This is a genomic window from Ruegeria sp. CDSA141 (assembly GCF_059612005.1).
The window spans coordinates 205,340-230,376 of the sequence record NZ_JBXWPT010000006.1; the positions used below are offsets into that span (position 1 = coordinate 205,340).

18 protein-coding genes are annotated in these 25,037 nt (G+C 58.3%); 7 read left to right on the top strand and 11 right to left on the bottom strand.

Features of this window, described 5'->3' with window-relative positions; genetic code table 11:
• Positions 1–51: 51 nt before the first annotated feature.
• The 6 genes from AC2FLP_RS11570 to AC2FLP_RS11595 form a co-directional block, all read right to left on the bottom strand.
• On the bottom strand, positions 52–1,788 hold the full coding sequence (locus AC2FLP_RS11570; protein WP_496683854.1) for a Mur ligase family protein: 1,737 nt from the start codon (positions 1,786–1,788) through the stop codon (positions 52–54).
• Between the two features lie 14 nt (positions 1,789–1,802).
• Positions 1,803–4,604, bottom strand: coding sequence for a cyanophycin synthetase (gene cphA / locus AC2FLP_RS11575; protein ID WP_496683857.1), 2,802 nt, complete (start codon positions 4,602–4,604; stop codon positions 1,803–1,805).
• 54 nt (positions 4,605–4,658) lie between these two features.
• Entirely contained in the window at positions 4,659–5,513 is an 855-nt protein-coding gene (locus tag AC2FLP_RS11580) for a cyanophycinase (RefSeq protein WP_117873661.1), read from the bottom strand.
• A gap of 84 nt (positions 5,514–5,597) precedes the next feature.
• Entirely contained in the window at positions 5,598–5,801 is a 204-nt protein-coding gene (locus AC2FLP_RS11585; RefSeq protein WP_496683861.1) for a hypothetical protein, read from the bottom strand.
• Positions 5,802–6,142: 341 nt separating this feature from the next.
• Positions 6,143–7,639 carry an L-piperidine-6-carboxylate dehydrogenase gene (gene amaB, locus AC2FLP_RS11590; RefSeq protein WP_496683912.1) on the bottom strand — a complete coding sequence of 499 codons (1,497 nt, stop codon included), beginning with the start codon at positions 7,637–7,639 and terminating at the stop codon, positions 6,143–6,145.
• A gap of 18 nt (positions 7,640–7,657) precedes the next feature.
• On the bottom strand, positions 7,658–8,764 hold the full coding sequence (locus AC2FLP_RS11595) for a saccharopine dehydrogenase family protein (protein ID WP_496683864.1): 1,107 nt from the start codon (positions 8,762–8,764) through the stop codon (positions 7,658–7,660).
• A 594-nt stretch (positions 8,765–9,358) separates the two neighbouring features.
• Here AC2FLP_RS11595 and AC2FLP_RS11600 point away from each other — a divergent pair.
• The 3 genes from AC2FLP_RS11600 (at position 9,359) to AC2FLP_RS11610 (ending at position 15,770) form a co-directional block, all read left to right on the top strand.
• Positions 9,359–11,833, top strand: coding sequence for a CoA transferase (locus AC2FLP_RS11600; protein WP_496683867.1), 2,475 nt, complete (start codon positions 9,359–9,361; stop codon positions 11,831–11,833).
• Between the two features lie 241 nt (positions 11,834–12,074).
• Positions 12,075–13,325 (top strand): aminotransferase class V-fold PLP-dependent enzyme, encoded by a 1,251-nt coding sequence (locus tag AC2FLP_RS11605; RefSeq protein ID WP_496683870.1) that lies wholly within the window; start codon positions 12,075–12,077, stop codon positions 13,323–13,325.
• 27 nt (positions 13,326–13,352) lie between these two features.
• The gene (locus AC2FLP_RS11610; protein WP_496683873.1) at positions 13,353–15,770 is read left to right on the top strand and encodes a GcvT family protein; all 2,418 of its coding nucleotides are present in this window, start codon (positions 13,353–13,355) and stop codon (positions 15,768–15,770) included.
• Positions 15,771–15,832: 62 nt separating this feature from the next.
• Here AC2FLP_RS11610 and AC2FLP_RS11615 read toward each other — a convergent pair whose 3' ends face one another.
• Together AC2FLP_RS11615 and AC2FLP_RS11620 are read right to left on the bottom strand one after the other, a co-directional pair.
• Complete coding sequence (locus AC2FLP_RS11615; protein WP_496683876.1) at positions 15,833–16,450, bottom strand: UbiX family flavin prenyltransferase; 618 nt, start codon at positions 16,448–16,450, stop codon at positions 15,833–15,835.
• Positions 16,447–17,955: a UbiD family decarboxylase gene (locus AC2FLP_RS11620; RefSeq protein WP_496683915.1), complete on the bottom strand. Its 1,509-nt coding sequence runs from the start codon at positions 17,953–17,955 to the stop codon at positions 16,447–16,449. The genes AC2FLP_RS11615 and AC2FLP_RS11620 overlap by 4 nt, the downstream gene beginning before the upstream one ends.
• 137 nt (positions 17,956–18,092) lie before the next feature.
• On the opposite strand from AC2FLP_RS11620, the gene ubiT reads away from it, so the two are divergent.
• Genes ubiT through ubiV form a run of 3 tightly spaced genes read left to right on the top strand, consistent with a single transcriptional unit; the run spans position 18,093 to position 20,534 of the window.
• Positions 18,093–18,635: a ubiquinone anaerobic biosynthesis accessory factor UbiT gene (gene ubiT, locus AC2FLP_RS11625; protein WP_496683879.1), complete on the top strand. Its 543-nt coding sequence runs from the start codon at positions 18,093–18,095 to the stop codon at positions 18,633–18,635.
• The gene (gene ubiU / locus AC2FLP_RS11630; RefSeq protein WP_496683918.1) at positions 18,635–19,612 is read left to right on the top strand and encodes a ubiquinone anaerobic biosynthesis protein UbiU; all 978 of its coding nucleotides are present in this window, start codon (positions 18,635–18,637) and stop codon (positions 19,610–19,612) included. Before ubiT ends, ubiU begins: the two co-directional genes overlap by 1 nt.
• 4 nt (positions 19,613–19,616) lie before the next feature.
• Positions 19,617–20,534: a ubiquinone anaerobic biosynthesis protein UbiV gene (gene ubiV / locus AC2FLP_RS11635; protein WP_496683882.1), complete on the top strand. Its 918-nt coding sequence runs from the start codon at positions 19,617–19,619 to the stop codon at positions 20,532–20,534.
• Between the two features lie 48 nt (positions 20,535–20,582).
• Here the strand turns inward: ubiV and AC2FLP_RS11640 are convergent, their stop codons facing one another.
• The 3 genes from AC2FLP_RS11640 to AC2FLP_RS11650 all read right to left on the bottom strand — a co-directional run bounded on the left by AC2FLP_RS11640 (position 20,583) and on the right by AC2FLP_RS11650 (position 24,359).
• Positions 20,583–21,851: an MFS transporter gene (locus AC2FLP_RS11640; RefSeq protein ID WP_496683921.1), complete on the bottom strand. Its 1,269-nt coding sequence runs from the start codon at positions 21,849–21,851 to the stop codon at positions 20,583–20,585.
• A gap of 178 nt (positions 21,852–22,029) precedes the next feature.
• On the bottom strand, positions 22,030–23,202 hold the full coding sequence (locus AC2FLP_RS11645; protein ID WP_496683885.1) for a diaminopropionate ammonia-lyase: 1,173 nt from the start codon (positions 23,200–23,202) through the stop codon (positions 22,030–22,032).
• 14 nt (positions 23,203–23,216) lie between these two features.
• Positions 23,217–24,359, bottom strand: coding sequence for an amidohydrolase (locus AC2FLP_RS11650; protein WP_496683888.1), 1,143 nt, complete (start codon positions 24,357–24,359; stop codon positions 23,217–23,219).
• 108 nt (positions 24,360–24,467) lie between these two features.
• Here AC2FLP_RS11650 and AC2FLP_RS11655 point away from each other — a divergent pair, with 108 nt between their 5' ends.
• The gene (locus AC2FLP_RS11655; protein ID WP_496683891.1) at positions 24,468–24,929 is read left to right on the top strand and encodes an Lrp/AsnC family transcriptional regulator; all 462 of its coding nucleotides are present in this window, start codon (positions 24,468–24,470) and stop codon (positions 24,927–24,929) included.
• Positions 24,930–25,037: the final 108 nt, after the last annotated feature.

Consider the following 25,037-nt stretch of genomic DNA (forward strand, 5'->3'; position numbering starts at 1 on the left):
GCTTGGTTTGCTTTTCAATCGATCACCGGGATACTCCAACGGGCGTTGCACCTACGCGCCCAGCATCTCAAGTACAGCGTCGCGTTCTGATAGGACAAGCAACAAGGCAAGATCCCCGGGCTCGAGTTGATCCAGAATATTGGCGGCCGCCTGAGAAGGGGAACGGGCCCTTTGAATCTGATCAGCCCTGTATCCGTTCTGCAAAGCCGTCCCTTCGATCAGGTCCGGGATTTCGCCCAAGGCCCGGCCTCTCAGATAGCCTTCCAGTTCAGCGGCAACGATCACGTCGGGTTGGAACTTCAAAGCCGTCGCGGTGACGTCCCGAATGTCCTGATCCGATCTGTCACCTGCATGGCTGAGCATGATAAAGCGACGTTTTGCCGGAAGGCCTGACAGCGCATCGCACACGGCGGAAATCGAGTGCGGGTTATGTGCGAAGTCTACAAAAACACGCGCGTCATTATGATTGAACTCGTTGCAGCGCCCCGGATTGTCCTGTGCATCAGGTTTGAAACCCGCCAGCCCATCCCGCACCGCCTGAAAGGGTAGATCCAGCGCCAGAGCAAGGCACATGGCTGCCAATGCGTTCAGAATATTGTATTTCGCCACCCCGCCCATTGTCAGGGGCACACCTGACACGGCAATCACGTTCCTTTCGGAACTGCCATCAAAATAGATGATGTTGCCTTGGTGCAAATAGGCGCAGCGCCGGCCCGCTTCTCGGGCTTGACGTATCAGATCGTTCTGCCTGTCCAGCGAAAACCACCAGATATTCGCCAACGTGTTTTTTGCCTCGGCCCGAACATACGCGTCGTCAGCGTTCAGGGCCAGCACACCGCCTTCGACCAGCGTTCGGTGAACGGCAAACTTCGCCTGCGCCAGTTCCGGCACGGTATTGACGCCGTATTGGCCCAAATGGTCATTCGCGACGTTGGTGACAGCCGCCGCCGTGGCCGCACGCGTCGGCAGGCCGCGGCGCAGTATGCCCCCACGGGCCACTTCGAGGCAGGCGATCTCAAGCCGCTTGTCGCGCAGCAACATCCGGCCGCCCCCGGGGCCCGAGTAATCACCTCGGTCCAGAATATCGTCGCCCACGCGCACAAACTCGGTCGAGGTCAACCCAGCGAGTTTGCCCGAGGCGCGCGCGATCGCTTCAAGCAATCGGGTCGTCGTGGTCTTGCCATTGGTTCCGGTGATGAACGCAACGGGAATGTTGTGAAGGCTGGACCAGTCCACGTCACCGGGGGCGGGCAGCGCATCGACCGGCCAGACCTGACTGCCTGAGCCGTGGCCGATTGAAATCTCATCATCGTCACACAGAATGTCCACGCCATGCGCCTCGGCCGCTGTGATCAGCTCGATCAGGCGGGGATTGGCTTCTTTGGCCATGACGGCTTTGACATCCGCCACCATTTGATCAAAGTCACCGGAAGTTGCGCCCAACAATTCGGCGGCACAGAAGTGCCATGCCGTCTGCGCCGCGAAGATCGCAGAATACAGCTGATCCATCGGTGCGGATATCACCAGATTGATGCCGCCGGTAAAGGTGCGATATGTCAGGTCCTGATCCTGCCATCCCAGCGCGTCCAGCACGCGCCGGGCATTTTTCTCCCACAGCGCAGAGACCCGAGATGGGTCAATCTCGGTGAAAAATACATCCATCACTGCCCCGGGTTTATTCCATAGCAGGCCGGGCCCAGTCAGACGCCGGGCGTCATCCACCTGAATATAATCAGCGGTCGCGCTTGCAATGGTCAGCGCGGTTTCAAGCTCTTCAATCCGGTCCATTCCGGCGCCTCCGCTCAGTCGGCGTCTTCGCTGATCTCACGAGCTAAACGCACGCCGCGCTCGTCTCGGATCAGGTTTTGATCGCTTTCGAACATGTCCTCGAACGAATTGTCGGCGGGACTGGTCCTCGGTGCATCCTCGGTTTCTGGGGCTTTACTGTCAGAGTTGAAATAGATGATTTGTTTCCAGCAGCGTGTCGTTTCGTCGCCGAAGATCACCAACAGATCCCCCGGCGCTGCTTGCTCCAGCCCGGCTTTTACGGCCTCAACCTCATCCGGGATGATTGTAATGGATGCGTCGTCGACCCCGTTGTCGATCAGTGCCTGACGCATCATTTGCGGCACTTCGTCGTGCCCTCGACCCCTGCGGCGGTCATCGGCCTTGCAGATGAAATGGTCAAAATGTCCGGCCAGCGCGGCTGCTCCGTCTACAATATCTTCATTGCGCCGGTCTCCAGGCATGGCAACCACGCAAAGTCTGCGACCCTTGATCTCCAATTGATCGGCCAGCGCAGCCATCGCTTTGAGTGCGGCGGGGTTATGGCCGTAATCCAAGATCACCTTGAAGGAATGCTCGTCATAGACGTTCATGCGCCCCGGAGCCTGGAAATAACTGGTATCGAAGGTGCGCAACCCGTGCCGGATGTTGTCCAGATCAACCCCAAAACTATACGCCATCGCTGCAGCGAACATGGCGTTTTGAACGTTGAAGATTGCCTTGCCTTCCAACGTGGCAGGGATCAGATGCGACCACAGTACCGGAATATGCAGCCCGTTGTCATAAATCGTCAGCATGTCGCCGCTCATGCCCTTTTCCAGCACGATAGCCTTTCCGCCCGCCTTGATATGTTCCTTGACAAGGCCGTGGCCGGGGTTGGTTGTGACATAGAAGATCTGATCTGCCCCGGCATAATCGGCCATTTTCAGACAATTGATGTCATCGGCATTCAGAACCGCTGTATCCGTGGCGCTTTCCACTACCACGCGTTTCACCACAGCCAGTTCCTCGACCGTGTTTATGCCGCCAAGGCCAAGGTGGTCGGCCGAGACGTTCAGGCATGCCGCCACGTTCGAACGCTGGTATCCCAGACCAGACCGCACAAGCCCTCCGCGCGCGGTTTCCATTACGGCGAAGTCAACCATCGGGTCGCGCAAGACGATCTGTGCGGATTTTGGCCCGGTCATGTCACCCTTGACGCTCAGTTTTCCGTCTACATAGACACCGTCGGTAGAGGTCATGCCAACGATCTTGCCGCTGGTCTTCATGATATGCCCGAGCATCCGTGACGTTGTCGTCTTGCCATTTGTGCCGGTGATCGCGGCGATCGGGATGCGGGTTTCCTCATTGGCCGGAAAAAGCATGTCGATCACTTTGCCTGCCGCATCGCGTGGCTGTCCTTCGGACGGGGCCACATGCATTCGAAACCCGGGTGCCGCGTTCACTTCGACAATTGCACCACCAAGGTCCTTGTAGGATTTGGTGATGTCGTCGATCAGGAAATCGACGCCGCCCACATCCAGCCCAACCGCCATGATGGCACGTTCCGCCATGTCGCGGTTGTCGGGGTGGACCACATCTGTCAGGTCGATTGCAGTGCCGCCCGTCGAAAGGTTCGCAGTCGAGCGCAGATAGAAAACCTCACCGTCTGGCAATACGATTTCTTCGGTTACGCCCGCGGCTTCCATTAGACGTTTGGCCTGATTGTCGATCTCCAACATGGTCAGCACTTTTTCATGCCCGATGCCCCGGCGCGGGTCTTCGTTCACGATATCGACCAACTCGGCAATCGTGTGTGTGCCGTCACCGACCACATGGCCCGGAACCCGTTTGGCCACTGCAACCAGCTTGTTATTTACTACCAGCATCCTGTGATCGAACCCGGTGACAAAGCTTTCCACCAGAATGGCGCGGCTGCGGGAATGTTCCTTGGCCTCGGCGAAGCCAGCCTCGACCTCTTCATCCGAGTTTAGATTGATCGAAACCCCCCGCCCATGATTGGCATTCAAAGGTTTGACGACCACCGGATGGCCAATACGCCGTGCAGCGCGCACTGCTTCGCGCGCGGAGTAGACCATGCGCTGTTGCGGTACCGGAAGGCCAAGATCGTTCAGCAGGTTGTGGGTATCTTCCTTGTCGCAGGAAATCTCGACCGAGATATGTTTGGTCTCGGATGTAATCGTCGCCTGAATGCGTTTTTGATATTTGCCGTGCCCGAATTGCACCAGCGAGCCAGAGTTGAGCCTGATCCAAGGTATGTCGCGTTCTTGCGCCGCCTTGACCAGCGATCCGGTCGACGGGCCGAATTCCTTGCGCTGCGCGCGCAGAACAAAACTGCGCAGCTCATCGTCCCAGTTGAAGTCCGGGTCGAAATCGCAATCCACCTGTTCTTTCAAAGATTGCGGCAACAGGTGCATTAGTAGTCGCATCGCAAGTTTACCTGCATCCAGACCAACGTCGCGCTGACGGTATTCGTACACCATGTTGTACTGGCCCGGTTCGCCTGTGCCGCGCGTCCGGCCAAAGGTCACATCGGAGCCGGCTACGTTCTGAACCTCGATGGCACAATGTTCCAGAACGTGACCCAGCCACGTGCCTTCGTCTTCGCGCAGGCGGCGGATGAAACCGCCGGGTTCGCGATAGGAACAGCCATGTTCGGCAAGGCCAGGAAGCGCCTCGATCAATGCATCGATAAACTCGGAACCAATTTTTGCCGAGGGCCACTCTTCCAGAACACCAAGATCGATGACGTGGCGAATAACCGGGAAACTTGCCCAGACATTCGGGCCGACAAATACATTGGTCGAGATTATTTTCATGAGGCTCCTCGTTGGTTAACTTTAATTTCCCCCGCTGGCGGCCTCTTAACCGGATTAATCCGGCAACGTGCAGAACGCCATATGCTCATCTGGCGGAAAAGCCTGGCGAGCCGTCAGATCATAACGGCACCCTTCGCCCAGAACGTCAAGCCGAAGTCCCAGCAGGCTCAGCGCTTCGCCCCGCCGGGCGTCCCACATTGATGAATGTGTCAACTGGCTGGCGTCGACCACGGTAACCGAACCGCTGCCGATGACTTCGAAGACGTTGTCGGGTCCGATGAAGGCGGCCGTGTCTTCGTCAATGCCAAGGCCGATCAGAAATGGGTTGAAAGATGAAGCTGTTAGCAGCCGACCCAAACGGTTCCGCTGCGTGAAATGCTGATCGATGATGACAGCATTGGTCAGGCCCATGCCCGGTGCAAGTGTGATATTGCCTTCGGCAGGTGCCGAGTTGCCGCTTCCACCGGCCACCATATGCTCGGACATGATCGAGGCGCCCGCCGAAGTTCCGGCAACCGGTACACCGGCTGCATTACGTCGGCGTATTTTTTGGGCGACCAGAGTTCCTCCAAGAATCGCAGAAAGGCGCAACTGGTTTCCACCGGTCATGAAAACTCCGGTCGCCCGGTCAAGCATCTCGGCATACTCGGGGTTGTCACAATCCGCCCTGCGCGAGATAGGCAGGAACTCAACCTTGCCCGCGCCCAGCTCGGAAAAGATGCGGTTATAATCGGGTCCTGTTTCTTCCAGCATCGAGGCCGTCGGGATTACGACGATGTCAGCATCTTCGCCGCCAGAAAGCTCAACGAACTTGCGATGGATCTGCATTTCCTTGACGCGATCTTCGCCGCCTCCGATCGGGATAATGAACCCGCGTGGGGTCTCTGCATCAACGGGTGCAGGGCACATATCTTAACTACCTTCCGGTGCTGAAGCGGGCAATCACCGGGGACCGCTCGGACGCTTAAATCTGTTCATACATGCCGCGTCGGGCTACCTGGCCATCGCGGACATGCCATTCCCCCCCGGGGCCATCTCATGCCGTACAGCAAGGTTTTCGTCAAGAACCACCGGATCGGCGCCCATTCCCGCTTTCCGGCGACCTGCGCGACGCGGCTTCAGCGTATGGGCCACGTTTGAGGTGAACAGCGCTAGCGCATCGGACAGGACCATCCCCTGATCAATGAGGTCGCGCAAAGCCCCTGACAACCCCTCGCCGAAAGGTGTTGGATTGCCGTCATGAAAAGAGGCGGGCAGTCAGCCGCTACCCCGGCGATAAACGCATGGCAGTCAATCAGTCCCGGAATGACCGCCGCTGTGTCGGCATCCGAACCCCTGGCCTGAAACAGGTCTGGTTAGTCTGGTGCCGGATCTATGCTGCCCGGTGGATAACCGCGTAAACGAAGCTGACCTTGCCTGTGCTTTGGTTGCCGCCTTAACATGCTGGAATGAAATTTGAAAATCACCCGGGACTGGTTGTCCCGGATGATGTATTCGCAAGCTTTGCGAAGTTTTCCCCAACAGCTTTCCAGTGATACTCAGATGTCGAATTTGACGCCCTGAGCCAGTGGGAGTTCGGCAGAGTAATTCACGGTATTTGTCTGGCGACGCATATAAGCTTTCCACGCGTCCGAACCGCTTTCACGCCCGCCGCCGGTTTCTTTCTCTCCGCCGAAAGCACCACCGATCTCTGCTCCTGAAGGTCCGATATTGACGTTGGCAATGCCGCAATCGGACCCGGCCGCGGTCAGGAACTGCTCGGCCTCGCGCATGTTTAGGGTAAACACGCAGGATGAGAGGCCTTGCGGTACGTCGTTCTGAAGCTCTACCGCGTCGTCGAAATCATCATAGCCTATGACGTAGAGGATCGGCGCAAAGGTTTCGGTTTTTACTGTTGAAGTCTGATCGGGCATTTCGACAATCGCAGGTTCCATGTAGACGCCTGTCGGAACGCCTTCGGTAACGCGGTTGCCGCCGAACACCGAACCGCCTTCTGCTTCGGCTGCTTTCAAAGCTGCGGTCATCGTCGCGCCCGCCGCTTCGTCCACAAGCGGACCAACCAATGTGCCCTCTGTCAGAGGATTGCCAACGGGCAGACCCGAATAGGCTTTTTTTAGACGGCTCACCAGTTCTTCCCGGATAGAGTTGTGCACGATCAGCCGACGCAGCGTGGTGCAGCGCTGACCAGCGGTGCCTACTGCCGAAAAGACAATCGCGCGCACTGCCATCTCCAGATCAGCCGAAGGGCCGACGATCATTGCGTTGTTGCCCCCCAGTTCCAGAATGCACTTGCCAAAGCGCTGTGCGACGATGGGGGCGACAGCGCGGCCCATGCGGGTCGATCCCGTGGCCGAGATCACGGGAACATCTTCGCTAGCCACCAGCCTTTCCCCAAGATCGGCGCCACCGATAAGCGTTTGCAGCAGACCGTCCGGCGCATCGCCAAATCGGGTCAGGGCGCGTTCGAAAATCTTCTGGCAGGCTAGTGCCGTCAGCGGGGTTTTTTCGGACGGTTTCCAGATCACCGGATCACCGCAAACAATTGCCAGAGCGGCGTTCCACGACCAAACCGCGACCGGAAAGTTGAAGGCCGAGATCACGCCGACCGGTCCTGCAGGGTGCCAGGTTTCCATCATCCGGTGGCCAGGACGTTCGGATGCGATAGTCAGACCATAGAGCTGACGCGACAGACCGACGGCAAAGTCGCAGATGTCGATCATCTCTTGCACTTCGCCCAGACCTTCCGAGGTGATCTTGCCTGCTTCCCAACTGACCAAAGCGCCCAGGTCATCCTTGGCCGCGCGCAACTCCTCGCCCAACAGGCGGATCAGTTCACCCCGGCGCGGGGCAGGGACCACGCGCCATTCCTTGAACGCAGCCTTGGCACGCGAAAAGATGGCGTCCATGTCAGAGATCGGCGTCTCATGCACTTCGGCCAGCAGGCTTCCGTCAATCGGTGACGTGACCTTTAGCGTGCCGCCTCTCAGTTGGGCCTCGGTCAGATCAAGATTTGCGAGCGTGGTTTGGGCTGTCATAACGATGTCTTTCATATCTCAGGCCGCCTTGTTCTGTTCGGTGACGTCACCAGCGCGATACAGCTGGCCGAATTCAGTGTTGAGGAAATCGTCCAGCTTGACTTGCTCCTGCCGGACAAAGCCTTTCGAGGGCAGCGCTCCGATCCGCATCAGATCGACCACCCCTAGCACGCCTGCGGCGGTCGTGACCTGAATGGCGCTCCAGACCTGTCCGTTGATGCTGCGGGCAAAGGATTTGTTGATCAGGGACTTTTCGCGCAGCACACCGTCGATCTTGCCCTTTGCGGTACAATATACCAGCACCACATCCTGATCGGTGCGGGGCAGGGCGGCCTCGAATATCTCCTTCAGCAGGTCGCGGCGGCGTTCCAGTCCCAGATCGTTCAGAAGCAGTTTCAGGATATCGCAATGGCCCGGATAGCGGATCGAGCGATAGGACACAGCGCGCGCCTTGCCTTCCAGCGTTTCCGGCAAAGTGCCCAGACCGCCAGAGGTATTGAAGCATTCGTATTCCACACCGTCATGGCCCAGCACTTCGTAGTTCTCCAGCGGCGCGGTCTTGACCAGCTTGCCATTCACGATGGCATCGCATGGGTTGCAGTATTCGTTGATCAACCCGTCGGTGGACCAGGTCAGGTTGTATTTCAGCGCGTTGGTCGGATAAAGCGGCAATGCCCCCACCCGCATATGCAGGCTGTCAATCTCGTCAAACTCCGACGCCAGCGAAGCCCCGGCGATGCCGACAAAACCTGGTGCCAGACCGCACTGAGGCATAAATGCAGTCGCGCTGTCCCCGGCCAGTTCACGTACTGCGCTTGTGGCCGCGACATCTTCGGTCAGGTCAAAATAATGCACGCCGGCCGTTTTCGATGCTTTTGCAATCGTAGGGGTCAAGAAAAACGGGGCCGCAGAGATGACTGCATCGAATCCGTTCAGTTGCCGGGCCAGACCGTCCGCGTCTTTGGCGTCAATCTGCTTGGTTCCAATGCCCATTTTTGCGATATCGCCAAGAGCTTTCAGATCATGATCTGCCACTGTCACAGAGTAATTCGGCGACCCTTTTAAAAGGGTTGCGATCATCTGCCCGATCTTTCCAGCGCCGACAACGCACACATTCCAGGACATAAAAATCTCCGCTTCTTCCTATCCTGTGCCAAGCGTGACAAGTAGCCGTGACATTTCATAGGTGTGAATTTGACGAATTGATGTACGAAGATGGCATAAAGACGGAAAAAGCGACACTATGACGAAATTGCGATTGCCGCTGGTGTGTCGCGCCGTAATCATATGTTTTGCGCCGTTTGGTACCTTGGAAGGTCCACTTTCATCGGCCGTTCAGCGAGCCCTCGTTCTGGTTTCTGGCCTCAATCTTCTGGTGGTCTCGTATAGCGACCGATCCGCTTCCATCCGGACCTCGGAACGCTTCTCAATATGCGACAAACGAGCAGTTTTGAGCTATGTTTCTCGTTTGCGACATCCCCTGGTCAAATCGGACAACTCCTTGGCTTTGCTCGGCTGCATGGTATGCCCAGTTGTCGCAGGAGGAGGCTTTGACTCTCAGTAGGGACAACTCTATCGCGCGGGATAAGGACAGGTGTTGCATTGATAAACTATGTTCCAAGCTTGGCAATTCAGCCTGCTCCGGGAAGGGCATGGCGAACACCTGCCAACAACCCACGCTGCAAAAGTCAATCTATCATTCTGGATGAGTAGCAACGAATGACTGCAAGGCCGCTCGATCATATTCGTGTCCTCGATTTTGGCCAATACCTGGCCGGTCCACTGGTTGGCATGATGCTTGCCGATTTGGGGGCAAAAGTAATCCGCATCGACCCGCCCGGTGGCCCGCGATTGAAAGAACCGGCCACTGATATGCTGTCACGTGGCAAAACCGCTGTGACGATCGACCTCAAATCGGACGCGGGTTTGAAGGTCGCACGCGAATTGGTGGCCCGGGCTGACGTGGTGATCGAGAACTTCCGGCCCGGCGTGATGCAGAGGCTGGGCCTGGGTCCGAAAGCTCTGCGCGACATAAATCCGCGCATCGTGTCATTGTCACTTCCGGGGTTCGCCTCAACCGATCCCGCGCTGGCACATCTTCCCGCGTGGGAAGCCGTGATCGCTGCCCGTACCGGGCAGTTCACGGATATGGGGCTGAACCGGCGCTTGATGGGCATCAACCCATCCTTTTCGCCTTTGACGCTGGCATCGGCCTATGGCGCTTCATTCGGCGCGATGGCCATGCAGTTCGCTTTGGCTGCACGTGATCGGAACGGAGGCGATCACATCGAGGTGCCTCTGGCTTCGGCGTTGCTTGAAGGGTTGGTCTATAATTGTGAGCAGATTGAAGACTATCCCGAACGCTACAAGTCTCCTCGCGAAGTGGAACTTGACAGGCGCGCAGCCGAAGGCTTGCCAACGGATCTGAGCTTTGCGGAACTGGAAGAGTTCCTGGACCCTTTCTATCGAACTTATACCTGCGCCGACGGGCGCGGGTTCTATGTGGTCGCGGGCAGTGTGAAAACACATCCGCGGCGGGTGTTGGAGACGCTTGGCCTCAAAGATCTTGCCGATCAATTGCCGGACTTCGACGCCTATCTCGATGCTGCAGACTGGCCAGACGAATGGTCGCTGCGCAACTACCCCGTCGGAGCAAGGGATCGCGCGCGTGTGTCCAGCGCGATGAAGAAGGCCTTCCTGACAAGGCCCTCTCATGAGTGGGAAGCGCTTTTCGGGTCTGCCAAGGTGCCCGGAACGGCGCAACGGTTCAGCAAGGAATGGCTGGCCGATCCACATGCTTTGGCCTCAGGTTTGGTGTTGGAGGTAGAGGACCCGCGTCATGGGAACATGAAGCAGATGGGAAATGTTGCTTGGCTTGTGGATGATGGCGCTGCGCTGGTCAAAAAACCGGGCCCGGATCCCAATGACGCACCCGTTTCAACGATACTTGCTGAACCGCCGCGCAGCGGACCGCCAGCCGCAAGTGACCAAGGCTGGCTAGAGGGGTTAAAGGTGTTGGACCTGACCAACGTGATCGCCGGTCCGACGATTGGGTCCACGCTGGCGCGATTTGGCGCAAAGGTGACTTCCGTTCAGCCGGTGGAGCCTTCGGTCGATCCGTGGAATACCGTGGTTTTCGGCCTGCACGCACATCGTGGAAAACAAAGTGTTTTGCTGAACTTGAGCTCGGATGACGGAAAGCAGGCGTTGCGGCGGCTCATCGAATCCTCGGATGTCGTCACCATGAACGGCACGGATGAGCAGCGCGATGCCTTGGGGTTGAGCGAGGAAGAGCTGGCGGCGATCAACCCCCGCCTCATACTTGTGCAACTCGATGCCTTTGGCGGTCCTGCGCGCGGACCCAAGTCGGACCATCTGGGGTATGACGACCTGGCGCAGGCGGCGACAGGGGTCATGGTGCGTTTTGGCGGTGGCATGGCGACACCCGAAGAACACGCGCATTTCGGTACGATTGACGTGCTGACCGGTTATTGCGCATGTGTTGCGCTTGGCGCGGCCTTGCTGAGATTGCAGAAAACCGGCAAAGGCGGGATTGCGCGGGCTGCGTTGGCGGCGGCCGGGAACCTCATTCAGGCGCAGTTGATGTATGATTTCGAAGGCCGCGCGCCTTTTGACGAACCTTCCGGGCGCGAGGCAATGGGCTGGGGACCATTCTACCATTGCTATCGCGCGGCTGACGGGTGGATGTTCTTTGCCGCACCCGACGAACAGCGCGAAGCCCTGCGCCGTGTCTCAGACCTTGCCACCATGGCCGATGTGCCGGAAAAGGAATTGCAGGCCGCTCTTGCGGATCGTTTTGCCAGGCAACCTGTTGAATACTGGCAAAAGGCGTTTTCTGGTTCCGCCAGCAACGTCATGCCTCTGGGATCGCTGCATGACACGCGCGACGCCGTGTTGCAGCCGGAAAATGCCGGGAATATCGACCTGACGCGGGGAACGTTCAGTGTCATTCGGCATGACATGCATCCCATGGGCCGGTGGTGCGATCTGGTTGCCCCAAATGCCGTGCGACCCGAAAGCGCCCGGATCGTTATTCCGGGACCGATGCCGAAATACGGCGCGGATACTCGCAGCATTCTGCGAAGCGTCGGTTATGCAGATGAGGATATCGATGCGATGATCTCTGCTGGATCGGCCGCCGTAAGCTGGTCGGAAAAGTACTTGCCCGAGTAGCCGACCAGCCACAGACGGTTCGGAAATCAAGGAGATATGCCATCCGCCGCCGCAGGCCCGGAGTCTCGGCACCGGCGACGGGTGGTATCTGTCGTGACAAGCTTTGGTTTGGTGCCCGCGCGACTTGCACAGAATATTCAACCGCTTTGCCACAGTTTTTTTTGCATGCCTTGCGGCAGGAACCGTCCTAGGTTCGGCAAAGCACTGCTTTGCATACCCAACGAAACAAGAACCACTGACCATGAGCCAAATATCAGAGAGCCTGCTGAAACAAATCCGCAGCCGCTTTGCCCAGATCGATCATTGCCCCGAACAGGGTGAGCGGATCTTTTTCGAGAATGCCGGAGGCGCACTGACATTGAATTCAGTGTTGGATAGTTCGGTGCGCTATGCCGCCATCCCGGACAACCAAGGGCGCGACAATCCGGGATCTCATGCGCTGGTTGCCACGATCAACGCGGCCAAGGCGGATTTGCGGGATTTCATGAACGCACCCGGCGGGCAGTTCTTTTTGGGTGAAAGCGGTACAGAGCTGCTGTTCCGGCTGATCATGAACGCATGTCTGGGAACAGGTCCGGGCGTTGTGCTGGGATCCACATTGGAACACCCGGCCACGCGTTCGGCCTGTGATCGTTGGGCGCGCATTTCCGGGCAAACCCACGTTTTGCTGCACCATGTTGACGCCACCGGCACCGTCTCGGCCGAAGCCTATGCCGCGGCTGTGACACCGGATACCAAAGTGGCGACGATCCTGCATACCTCTCCGGTGACAGGAATGGGCGTTGATGTCGCTGCCGTTTCTCAGGCCATCCGAACCGTGGCTCCGGACTGTTTCATCATCGTCGATGGCATCCAGCACGCAGCGCATGGCCGGATCGATCTGACCGCCTATGACGTCGATGGTTATGTGATCTCACCCTACAAGGTATTTTCGCGCCATGGTTACGGTGTCGCCTGGATTTCGGAACGGCTGACCGCGCTGGACCACAACGCCTTGCTGGATGGCCCAGCGGACAACTGGGAAATGGGCACGCGCGACACCGGAGCTTATGCCACTATGTCAGACGTCGTGTCCTATTTCGAATGGCTGGGCAGTCAGGTCAGCGATGCCGAAGATCGGCGCGGCAAGTTTCTGGCGGCGGGTGATGCGATCCATGCGCAGGAAAAGGCGCTGACCGACGCGATGATCCACGGCACCGGCAATCTGAGCGGCCTGGCCGAGATGGAGAAAGTCACCATTCTGGGCGGGGCCGACAATCCCGCGCGAGAAGGTCTGGTATCGCTGCGTGTCGAAGGCGTGGCCTCGTCCGAGGTCGTCAAAAGGCTGAACGAACAAGGTATTCGCACGCATCTGCGCAAGGCGGATCACTATTCCGGCAATATCCTGACGCCGCTTGGCTATGACGCCTGTGTGCGGGTCTCGATGTGTCACTACAACTCGATTGGCGAAGTCGCCAAATTCCTTGCTGTCATGAAAGAAATCACCGCCTGAGCCGCGCCATATCCAAGGACATATCTCATGAAAACCCATGCACAAGCTGTTGTCATCGGCGGCGGCCTTGCCGGTACGTCGATCCTGTATCACCTCGCCAAGCTTGGCTGGACGGACTCGATTCTGCTGGAACGCGACGAGTTGACGAGCGGCTCAACCTGGCATGCGGCGGCGAATATTCACGGTCTGCATGACAACAACAATATCACCCGTATCCAGCACTATACGATGAACCTGTATAAGGAGCTGGAGAAGGAAACCGGCCAAAGCTGCGGGGTGTTCCAGCCCGGATCGCTCTATCTGGCCCAGACCGAAGAGCGCGAGCAGCAGTTGCGCCTGCAAGAGGCGAAGGCCCGGTTCTATGGGCTGAATTTCCACGAGGTCAGCCGGGAAGAGGCCAAAGAGCTGCACCCGCTGGCGCAGTTTGATGACATCCGCTGCATCATGTACGAACCCGATGGCGGCAATGTGGACCCGTCGGGTGTTCCACATGCCTATGCCGCCGGGGCCCGTGCGATGGGGGCCACCATCGAACGGTTCTGCCCGGTGATCGCCACGGAACAGCAACCCGATGGCAGTTGGATGGTTCGTACGACCAAAGGTGACATTCATACCCAATGGGTGGTCAACGCGGCGGGTCTCTGGGGGCGCGAGGTCGGAGCGCTGGCAGGCTTGACCCTACCACTGCAACCGACGGAACATCAGTATTTCGTGACCGAGAGCATCGACGAAGTGGCGAGCCTGGGCCGCCGTCTGCCGTCTATCGCCGACCGGGACGGCGAGTATTATTTCCGACAAGAGGGCAACGGCTTGCTGATCGGTGCCTATGAAAAAGACATGAAGTTCTGGGCCGAAGACGGCACGCCGCTCGACTTCGCTCATGATCTGTTCCCCGACGATCTGGACCGGATCATGGAAAACGTGATCCGCGCCACCGAACGTGTACCGGTCGCTGCCACTGCCGGGGTGAAACGGGTGATAAACGGCCCGATGATCTGGTCGCCCGATGCCAACATGCTGTGGGGACCGGTGCCCGAGCTGAAGAACTATTTCCTCTGTGGCGGTCTGATCCCTGGCTTCTCGCAATCCGGCGGGCTGGGGCTGCTGGCGGCGCAATGGATGATCGAGGGTGAGCCGCAATATGACATGTTCGCCTGGGATCTCGCCCGCTTTGGCGATTGGGCCGACAAGAAGTTCACCAAGGCCCGGGTCGAAGACGCCTACACCCATCGCTTCAAAATCCACTTCCCGAATGAAGAACGCAGCGCAGGCCGCCCGGCCCGTGTGCGCCCCGCCTACGAGATGCAGAAACAGATGGGCTGTGTCTTTGGTCTCAACTGTGGTTGGGAACACCCACTGTGGTTTGCCGATGAACCCGGCACAGAAGAGACCGCCGGCTTTACCCGTCAGAACTGGTTTGATCCGGTCGGGCGCGAGGTGCAGATGCTGCGGGACAGCGTGGGTGTCATCGATATCTCGAACTTTGCCAACTACGTGATCAAGGGACCGGGCGCTTATGACTGGCTGGATCGTCTGGTGGCCAATCGCGTGCCCACCGATGTGGGCCGCAGTTGCCTGACGCCGCTGATCTCGGTTCGCGGTGGCATGGCGGGTGACTTTACCATCACCAAGCTTGCCGAAGACGAATACATGATGATTGGCTCCGGTATGGCTGAACGCTATCATCAGCGTTTCTTTCAAATGGTTGAGATGCCCGAGGGTACGACACTTGAAGTCGCAACAGACCACGTTGCGGGGTTCAACATCGCCGGTCCGAAATCACGCGAGGCGCTGGCGCGCCTGACCAATACAGACCTTTCCAACGAAGGGTTCCGCTTCATGCGGTCCCGGAAGATCACCGTTGCAGGTGTTGAATGCGTGGCCATCCGGGTCAGTTTTACCGGCGATCTGGGTTGGGAACTGCACTGCGCCGAGTCCGATCAGGTCGCGCTTTACTCTGCGTTGCTCGAAGTCGCCAAAGACTGCGGCGGTGGCCCCGTGGGTGGACGAGCGCTTGGCTCGCTTCGCATCGAAAAGGGTTATGGGTCCTGGGGACGGGAGTATTCTCAGGAATACTGGCCGCAAGAGGTCGGGCTGACGGGTCTGATCAAGCTGGACAAGGACTTCCTGCACAAAGACGCCTATCTGTCCATAAAGGACAATGCACCCCGCGAGGTCCTGTCCGTCTTCGAATTGTACGTCACCGAGGATGCCGACGCCACCGGCAGCGAGCCGATCTTTACACCTGATGGTACGCCTGTCGGCCGCGTCACATCGGGGGCGTACGGTTATTCAGTCGGGAAATCTCTGGCATTGGGTTTCCGCAACCCCGAGGTGGCACAGCCCGGAGATGAAGTGGTGATCCAGGTGATTGGCAAACCACATAAAGCACGGGTGCTGACAGGGGCGCCGTTCGATCCTCAGGGTGGCAGGCTGCGCGGCTGAAGCAACCGGCCACGCCCGATCAAGGTCATCCCGTGGCCGCAGATCTCATCCGCGATCTGTGGCTATGGAATATGAAATTCGCTTTCGGACCGTTCGACAAGGTCCACCTCATTTTTGGGATGCCACTGTTTCGCCGCCGGGTCGCAAACCTTCAGACAATCAACTGCGCGCGCTGCGATCTGATCTGCGATTTCGGTTATGTTGGCTGGATTCAAATAGAAAGCAGGCACAGGGGGCAGGATGATGGCTCCCATTTCTGCGGCGGCTGTCATATTGCGCAAATGCGCCAGTGTCAGCGGCGCTTCTCGTGTCAGCAGAACCAGTGGGCGTCGTTCTTTGAGCTGAACTCCGGCCGCGCGTGTCAACAGGTTGTCGTCCAGGCCATGCGCGATCGCACCCAGTGATCGCATGGAACAGGGCGCGACGATCATCCCGGATACCGGCACCGAACCGGACGCTATACTGGCCCCAACATTCGCGGACGCGTGATGACGGGTTGCCGACTGCCGCAATTCCTTCAGAGCATCCGGGCCGCATTCCTGCGCAAGCGTCAGACGGGCAGCTGGACTGACGACCAGATCGATTTCGATATCCGCCGATTTCAGGTGTCGTGCCACCGAAAGGCTCAGAACCGCACCGGAAGCGCCTGATAGGCCTAAGACTACACGGGTTTTCGTCATGTTCTCAGCTCCGGCATCAATCTGCTTATCAGGTCTTCCGCAAATGCGTGATCAACCTTGTCGGTACGCATGACCGTCCCCCATTCCCGCAGTGTTTCACTGCTTGTTTTTGTCGTGGCGTCGATTCCTATCTTTCCGGCCAGACCGGGTTCGGGTGAGGCGAAATCCAGATAATCCATAGGCGTCCTGTCCAGGGTCATCACATCACGGCTTGGATCCATGCGCGTGGCAAGCGCCCAAGCGATATCGTCCCAGTTTCGGGGGTCGATATCAGCGTCGACCGCAACGATCATCTTTGTATAGCTGAATTGCGGCAGCATTCCCCAAAGCGCCATCATCACACGTCGGGCCTGGCCCGGATATCGCTTGTCGATGGCGACGATGGCGATGCGATAGGAACAGGCGGCAGGCGGCAGCCAGAGGTCGTGGATTTCGGGAATTTGAGCGCGAATGGTCGGCAAGGCAAGGCGATTGAACACTTCGCCAATGATGGCAGGCTCGTCCGGCGGGCGTCCGGTATAGGTTGACAGGTACAAAGGTGCTTCGCGATGGGTCACGGCCGTGACATGCATCACCGGAAAAGGCTCGGCGGGATTGTAATACCCGGTATGATCTCCGAACGGCCCTTCGGGCGCTGTCTCGCTTGGCGAAACCCAGCCTTCAAGAACGATCTCGGCATCTGCTGGAACCAGCAGTGGGACGGATTTGGCTGGAACCAACCGTGGCCGGTTCTGGTTCAGGGCCCCGGCAAATGTCAGTTCAGACATCATTTCGGGCAGGGGCAGAGCCGCTGACAACAAAGTCGCGGGGTTTGCGCCCAGAACAATTGCGACCGGCGTCTTTTCGCCGTGCTGCGCCCAACTGCGATGATGAGCGGCCCCGCCGCGATGTGGCAACCAGCGCATGATCAGACGGTTCCGGTCCAGCACCTGAACGCGATAGACGCCGGCATTGTAGGTCTGTGCCGCGTCGGGGTCGCTGCCACGGGGCCGGGTGATGACAACAGGCCAGGTGATCAGAGGCCCTGCGTCCTGGGGCCAGTGCGTCTGGATCGGCAGCGAAGAGAAATCAACATCGGTCCCGCGGTGGCAAACCTGCTGAACAACGGCGGTTTTGACCTGCTTCGGTCGCGTGGACAATGCGGCCTTCAGCATCGGCCACCGGGACAGCGCATCCCGCAACCCGTCCGGGGGCGTCGGGGCCCGAAGCGCGGCCAGAAATGCGCCCAAATCGTCAAGCCCTTCGGAAGAAACGCCCAGTCCGGCGGCGACGCGTTCCGAAGTTCCGAACAGGTTGACCACAATCGGTATGTCGCACTGCCCCGAGGGTACACCTGTCGGTGTGTCAAACTGCAACACCGGCCCATTGGCCTCTAACACGGCGCGGTGGACGGCGGTCATTTGATGGCACACGGAAACCGGGTCAGGGATGCGCCTGAACTGTCCTGTTTCCTGACACCATTTCAGAAAATGCCGAAGGCTGGGATATGGCGGCAGAGTTCGAATGGGTTTGCTCCGGCGGTGGTACTCACCCTCTAGCAGCGAAAGAGGCAGGTCGAATTGACAACCGTCAAGTCCCGGGCGCCGGGGCGGCTTTAGGAAGGCCGCACCGGTTCACTTTGTTGAGACAGCAGGAGGTCTGTTTGTCCGATCCCCAAAACCAGATACCGCGATGCCCTGCCGCTCTGGCAGCGACCCTGCGGTTTGTTCCGCTTGCACCTTTGTCGCTGTCACTGACGGCGTTTTCCCGAAAGATAACCGGGAAACACCCGGACCTGCTCAACCGGCTCGGTGATTTCAGCCGGGTCGCGTTTGTGCTCGATCCAACGGATCTGCCGGTTGTCCTTCTCCTCGAACCGAATGGTGGCACGCCAAGGATAAGGTTGAGTCGGGGGCGCGTGGTTGGGGCTGCGCGAATTTCCGGCCCACTGGCCGCGCTGCTGGGGCTGGTGCACGGCGCGTTTGACGGTGATGCCCTGTTCTTTTCACGCGATCTGGTGATCGAGGGCGACACAGCCGCGGCACTGGCGTTGCGCAACGCAATCGACGACGCAGAGCTGGATCTTGCGCACGAGGCCGCAACCCTTGCCGGCCCGCTTGCACGCCCACTGAAGCAGATCATCGCATTTGCAGAGCGTCGGACCGGTCTTTACCTGACCCGACCCGAGGACGCTGTTTTATGGTAATGGAGATCGTTTGCCCGGCGGGAACGCCCACCGCCCTGCGTGCAGCTGTCAAGGCCGGGGCTCACACTGTTTACTGTGGTTTCAATGATGAAACCAATGCGCGCAACTTTCCGGGTCTCAACTTCGATCGCGCTGAAATGCGGGCAGGAATTGCCTATGCCCACGATCACGGATCGAAGGTGTTGGTTGCAATCAATACCTTCCCGCAGGCGGGCAGCGAAGAGATCTGGAAACGGGCAGTGGCGGATGCCGAAGCCTGTGATGCGGATGCTGTAATTCTCGCCGATCTGGGTTTGCTGGACTACGCCGCGCGACACCACCCCGGATTACGCAGGCACCTGTCCGTGCAGGCCGCGGCGGCCAATGCTGACGTGATCAATTTCTATGCCGAAACCTTCGGTGTGAAACGGGTGGTCTTGCCACGCGTTTTGTCCGTGCCGGAAATTGCCGCAATCAACTCTGAAACCGACGTCGAAACCGAAGTCTTCGTGTTCGGCGGTCTTTGTGTCATGGCCGAGGGGCGATGCTCGCTGTCCTCTTATGCCACCGGGTTGTCTCCCAATATGAATGGTGTCTGCTCTCCTGCCAGCCATGTGCAGTATCAAGAAGAACAGGGCGCGTTGAACGCGCGCCTTGGCGGTTACCTGATCCACCGCGTCGAACGGGATGAGCCCGCTCCTTACCCGACATTGTGCAAAGGGTGTTTTTCCGCCGGTGAAAAAACCGGGCACCTGTTCGAGGATCCCGTCAGCCTGAACGCAGAACGGTTGATCCCGCAATTGCAAAAGGCAGGTGTGACAGCCTTGAAGATCGAAGGGCGCCAACGGTCCAAATCCTATGTCGCACAGGTCGTTCGGAATTTTCGCGTCGCGGTCGATGCGCTGGAGTCAGGCCAGCCGATGCCGGAAGGAATGCTTGCGCGATTGTCCGAAGGGCAGGCCATGACGACCGGCGCGTACAAGAAGACGTGGAGATAATCCGATGGAACTGACAGTAGGCCCGAACCAGTTCTTCTGGCCCGCCGAAACCTGGGCTGCGTTTTACGATGATCTGGCCCGATCGCCCGTCGACCGCGTCGTGCTCGGAGAACTGGTCTGTTCCAAGCGATTGCCATTTTATCAGGATCGTATCCCCGAGGCGATTTCCCGATTGGTCGAAGCGGGCAAAGAGGTTGCGCTGACAAGCCTGGCCCTGGTGACTCTGAAACGCGAGCGCAAACTCACGGCTGAGCTTACAGAAATGGGCGTCATGGTCGAGATCAACGATCTGACCGCGTTGGCACATTTGCCCGGCACCTGCACGTTCACCGTTGGCCCGTTGGTGAATGTCTACAACGAAGGCACTTTGAAATGGTTGGCCGCTCGGGGTGCGCGCCGGGTTTGTCTTCCGCCGGAACTGCCCGTCGCTTCGGTCAAAACGCTTGCGCAAGCTGCCTCGGACTTGGGTGTCGCGATCGAAATATGGGGGCATGGCAGGTTGCCGCTGGCCATTTCCGGGCGCTGTTACCACGCGCGATTGCATGGGCGCAGCAAGGACAATTGCCAGTTTGCCTGCGAAGACGATCCGGATGGGTTGGACGTTCTTACGGGTGACGGCAAGCCGTTCATGGCAATGAACGGGGTGCAGACCCTGTCAGACAGCTATGCCTGTACGGACCATCAGATCGACCTGCTGAAACAGGTTGGCATCTCGGCATTGCGCCTGTCACCGCAATCTGGCGGCTTCCATCAACTGTGCGAACTGTATCGAAAGCGTATCGACGGCGATCTTCCCCAGGGCGAACTGGAGCGCGCCCTGCGTGGTGCTGATCCTGATATTCGGTTGAGCGACGGATTTCTGACGGGGTCCTGTGGTGCAGAATGGTCCGGTGCTTCAAAGGCGGCTTCGATCTCCGTTTGACCGCCACATTGGCACGACTTCCGTCGCGCTTGACGCGAATGAAACAGCCTATGCTTTGAACCCGTGGGATGAGTCCGGGTCTGCCCTGGTTTCTTCTTCCTGAACCCAGGTTTCGGCCTGCAAAACCCCGGGTTGCCCGGTGCCGATAATCCCCACGACCTGCACATCGCCGGTGTCGGTGGGCGCGGCCACCTGAACACGCCGGATCAATGCGAAAAGGGCGACCGCAATACCGATAGCCGCCAGAAGAAACTGAAGACCGCGCCCGCCGAACAAAGAGATAGAGTTCGGTCCCAGCATGGTTCCCACCAGCAGGCCGACATTCAGTAGCAGCACCATCGTGCCACTGGCCGGAACGATCTGAGACAGCTTGAGTTGATCATTGGCATGCGCCGTCAGGATCGAATACGCAGGGTACAGCCCGATTGCGATCAGTACAAAACCATAGACGATATGAGACAGTGATGTATCGATGGTCATCCAAAGACTGGACAGGGTCGTTATAACGCCCAGCCCAATGACCACATAGCGTCTGTCCGTGTGATCAGACAGCCAGCCGATCGGGTATTGTACCACCGCACCGGCGATCAACGCCGCCACCAGCGCCCCTGACGCCTGCGCCGTCGTAAAGCCGTTTTGCAACGCATAAAGCGGCAACGAGATGTAGGACGCCGCGACACCGATGCTGACCAGAACGATGCCGATGACTGCGATGGGCGAAACCTTGTAAAGCACGGGAACCGACATGCGTTCCGGTGCGGCATATTCCGGCGCCCTGTTGCCCGACAGAAGAAGCGGCACGATCGACAGCGAAATCAGGATGGAAACAAGGCCGAACAGAAGGTTTCCGGTGGGGTCGGGGAAACCGACCATGGCCGTTCCGAGGGCTGGGCCGGCAAGCTGAATAATGAAATACAGCGACAGAACCTGAGCACGCATGCTGTTTTCGCTTTTTGCGTTCAGCCAGCTTTCGGTGATGACGTAAAGCCCTGGATAGCAAAACCCTCCCAGCAAGCGCATCACGCTCCAGCTGATCGCGTCGCTGGTCAGCAGATGCACAATGGCCGCAATTGAAACCAGCGAGGCGAGGGCCGAAAATGCCCGAATATGCCCGACATTTTCGACCAGCCTTGGGGCAAGCGCCGTCCCCGCAAGCGCGCCCAAGGGATAGCTAGCCTGCATGACGGAAATCGTGAAGTCACTAAAGCCCAGGCTGGCCCCCCGGATCGTCAGCAACGTCGCCAACAGACCGTTGGCAACCATCAGCATGAACATCCCCAGGAACAGCGCCCAGTTTTCATTTAACGCGCGTATCATAGCCAACGGCTACTCATGCGGGGCAGGCCTGTATACAACTCCTACGACATCGAAATGTCGTTTGATGGAACTTCTCCGTTGCAGGCCAATATGTCGGATTCAACCGTCTTGGGACCCGTTGCAACTGGGTTTTGGACTAAGCTGATTGGCATCTACGACCGCAAGAAACGCGGCTGAGCTACACGTCGCCTTGCATGATCAGGGCATAGATATCGGGATCCGTCACACCTTCGGATCCGATCGTCAAAACACGAGACTGCGCCGTCAAACCAAGCTTCTGGAAAAGCTTTTGGTTGTTTGCCGCTTCAATCAATGCAGCCAATCCGGCAACGCCGCTCTCTCCGGCTTCGATCACCGGATCTGCGCCTTGCGGACGCGCCAGGCGGCGGACGGTTGGCGGTATCAGCTCATCGCCGATTGTCAGAAAGTCCGAGGCTTCACTGCGCAAAATCTCCCATGCCATCGGAGACGGTACACCGCAGGACAAACCCGCCATAATGGTCTCTTCATCGATTTCTACAGACGCGGCTTGCCCCTGCCTTGCGCTTTCGAACAAACACGCGGCCAGATGCGGTTCCACAACCACGACGCGCGGAGAGACATCACCCCAGGCCTGACGCAATGCTGCCGCAACTGCCGCGGCAAGCCCTCCGACTCCTCCTTGCAGAAAGACATGCGTCGGCGCCGCGTCCATTGCATTCACGACTTCTTTGACCATGACGCCGTAGCCCGACATCACGTCGCGCGGCGGGTCGGTGTAACCTGGCCAGGATGTGTCCGAAACCACGAACCAGCCATTCTCGTCGGCTTCCCGTCGACATTGATCGACCGAGGCGTCATAGTCACCATCGATGCGCATGACGTCAGCCCCCAGATCACGCATGGCCTGCGCGCGGCCTTCACTGACTTCGGCGTGAATGTAGATCCGGCAAGGCGCGCCGAACCGTTTGCACCCCCACGCGAGGGATCGACCGTGGTTGCCATCGGTCGCCGAAACAAGCGTGATCCCGGCAACTTCATCAGCGCAGCGGCCAGTGCGGATATCTTCCAAAGACACATCCTGGCCCGTCCGGCGTGATATTTCACGTTGCAGAACACGCAACGCGGCAAATGCACCCCCCAATGCCTTGAAACTGCCAAGCCCAAACCGGGGACCTTCATCCTTGTAGTGGACCTCCGCGACGCCAATCTCGGCTGCCAACGCGGGCAAAGAATACAGAGGCGTGGGTGCATACCCCTCCCATTGGGTGATTTCCTTTGCCGCGCGATCGAAATTCTGTTGTGTCAATACGGTTTCGGCAGCGGCGCCAATACCCGGCCTGCCTGCCTGATGAGCGATGATTTCTGTCATGGTCATGTGTCCTGTCAGGGGTTCAGCGGCAGGCGCTGCTGCACCAGCTCTGCCCAGAATTTTGCGCCCAGCGGGAGCAGTTCGTCGTTGAAGTCGTAATCAGCCGAGTGCAGCGGACGACCATTAGATCCTTCGGTCCCGTTGCCAATAAGCAGGAAACACCCGGGCACAACAGCAGCAAACTCAGCGAAATCTTCCGAAAAAGACATGGCAGAGCGGTCTCCGTCTACTTCAAGGCCCGTGGCTGCTGCCGCTGAAATGACGTGCGATGCGGCATCGGCATCGTTGTTTGCCTCGATGAACTCGGTGCGGAAATCCACAGTCACTTCGACGCCATGGCTTTCGGCCACACCGGCTGCGATCTGGCGCATATTGCGCTCTATCAACGTACGGTCTTCCGGTGACATGGCCCGAGCGTCACCTTTCAGAACCGTGTACCCCGGAAGCACATTTCGCTGCCCGTCGGTGATGAACTCGGTTACTGACACAACCGCGCCGGATGAAGGTGCAAGCTTGCGTGAAACTATGGTTTGCAGGGCCAATACCAGTTCCGCCGCAGGCGTGATCGTTTCGCGCCCGACATGGGGCATCGAGGCATGACCGCCCTGACCGGTAATCGTGATCTCGAACAGGCTTTCACTGCAACAGATCACTCCGGCACGGGTTGAAAGCCGGCCAACAGGCTCACCGGGCAGATTGTGTGCGCCGTAAACCTCTTGAATCGGGAAGGTCCGCAAAACGCCCTCATCGATCATCGCCCTTGCCCCAAGCCCATGCTCTTCATTGGGCTGAAACAGGAAGACAACCGTGCCGTCAAACGCCGGATCTTTGGCCAGCAATTCGGCGGCCCCAAGCAGCATCACCGTGTGGCCATCATGTCCACAGGCATGCATGACACCTTCGTTCTGCGACTTGTGGGCAAACGTATTGACCTCGGTGATCGGCAGCGCGTCGAAATCCGCGCGCAGCCCGATGGCATGGTTGCCGTTGCCCGACTTCAAGACACCCACAACGCCGACACCTTCGTATACCTCGATGCCCAAGCTTCGCAGATGCCCGGCGATCCGTGCTTTGGTCCAGTTTTCCTGAAATCCAAGCTCGGGGTTGCGATGAAACTCATGGCGCAACGCAGGCAGGCTTTCTGTCAATGCGGTCACGGCGACTCTTTCCTTTCGACGCATTGTGAACGTGGTCGAAACAATTTTATTGCAACTGACCTGAAAAAAGGGCTCTAGTTTGATGCATATCATGCAAGTTTCTTTCACATGACACAATTAGACGAGTTCGACCGCGCGATCCTGCGGATCCTGCAGAAAGACAACAAAACCACGCAGCACAAGATTGGCGAGGCAGTAAACCTGTCTGCACCCTCTGTGCAGCGCCGTATCCGCCGGATGGAGGCCGAGGGCGTGATCCGCGCCAATGTCGCCATTGTTGATCCGGCAGCCGTTGGTCTTCAGCTTACCATCTTTGTCGAACTTGAACTGGTCAGCGAAACCCCTGACGAGATTGATGCCGTCAAGAAAACCCTGCTGAATGCTCCGGAAGTCCAGCAATGCTTTTATGTGACCGGAGAGGTGGATTTCATGGTTGTCGTGGTCGTCGAAAGCATGGCGGTTTACGAAGATTTCACCCGCCGGATGTTCTTTGAAAACGGAAATACTCGAAAGTTCAAAACCTTCGTTTCAATGGATACCATCAAATCCGGCAGCGCTTTGGGTTTCTGACCGGCACATGGTGCAACGACAGACCCGCCCAGACATTCCCGCGCAGGCTTGGACCATTCGGTTGGATTGACAGGACTGCAAAGGCAAGTCCCGTCAAGGGTCTCAACG

What these genes read in the sequence shown, in the direction of transcription:
- AC2FLP_RS11570 (WP_496683854.1), bottom strand. Translation starts at nt 1,788, where the DNA reads ATGGACCGGATTGAAGAGCTTGAAACCGCGCTGACCATTGCAAGCGCG.
- cphA (WP_496683857.1), bottom strand. Translation starts at nt 4,604, where the DNA reads ATGAAAATAATCTCGACCAATGTATTTGTCGGCCCGAATGTCTGGGCA.
- AC2FLP_RS11580 (WP_117873661.1), bottom strand. Translation starts at nt 5,513, where the DNA reads ATGTGCCCTGCACCCGTTGATGCAGAGACCCCACGCGGGTTCATTATC.
- amaB (WP_496683912.1), bottom strand. Translation starts at nt 7,639, where the DNA reads ATGACAGCCCAAACCACGCTCGCAAATCTTGATCTGACCGAGGCCCAA.
- AC2FLP_RS11595 (WP_496683864.1), bottom strand. Translation starts at nt 8,764, where the DNA reads ATGTCCTGGAATGTGTGCGTTGTCGGCGCTGGAAAGATCGGGCAGATG.
- AC2FLP_RS11600 (WP_496683867.1), top strand. Translation starts at nt 9,359, where the DNA reads ATGACTGCAAGGCCGCTCGATCATATTCGTGTCCTCGATTTTGGCCAA.
- AC2FLP_RS11605 (WP_496683870.1), top strand. Translation starts at nt 12,075, where the DNA reads ATGAGCCAAATATCAGAGAGCCTGCTGAAACAAATCCGCAGCCGCTTT.
- AC2FLP_RS11610 (WP_496683873.1), top strand. Translation starts at nt 13,353, where the DNA reads ATGAAAACCCATGCACAAGCTGTTGTCATCGGCGGCGGCCTTGCCGGT.
- AC2FLP_RS11615 (WP_496683876.1), bottom strand. Translation starts at nt 16,450, where the DNA reads ATGACGAAAACCCGTGTAGTCTTAGGCCTATCAGGCGCTTCCGGTGCG.
- ubiU (WP_496683918.1), top strand. Translation starts at nt 18,635, where the DNA reads ATGGAGATCGTTTGCCCGGCGGGAACGCCCACCGCCCTGCGTGCAGCT.
- ubiV (WP_496683882.1), top strand. Translation starts at nt 19,617, where the DNA reads ATGGAACTGACAGTAGGCCCGAACCAGTTCTTCTGGCCCGCCGAAACC.
- AC2FLP_RS11640 (WP_496683921.1), bottom strand. Translation starts at nt 21,851, where the DNA reads ATGATACGCGCGTTAAATGAAAACTGGGCGCTGTTCCTGGGGATGTTC.
- AC2FLP_RS11645 (WP_496683885.1), bottom strand. Translation starts at nt 23,202, where the DNA reads ATGACAGAAATCATCGCTCATCAGGCAGGCAGGCCGGGTATTGGCGCC.
- AC2FLP_RS11655 (WP_496683891.1), top strand. Translation starts at nt 24,468, where the DNA reads ATGACACAATTAGACGAGTTCGACCGCGCGATCCTGCGGATCCTGCAG.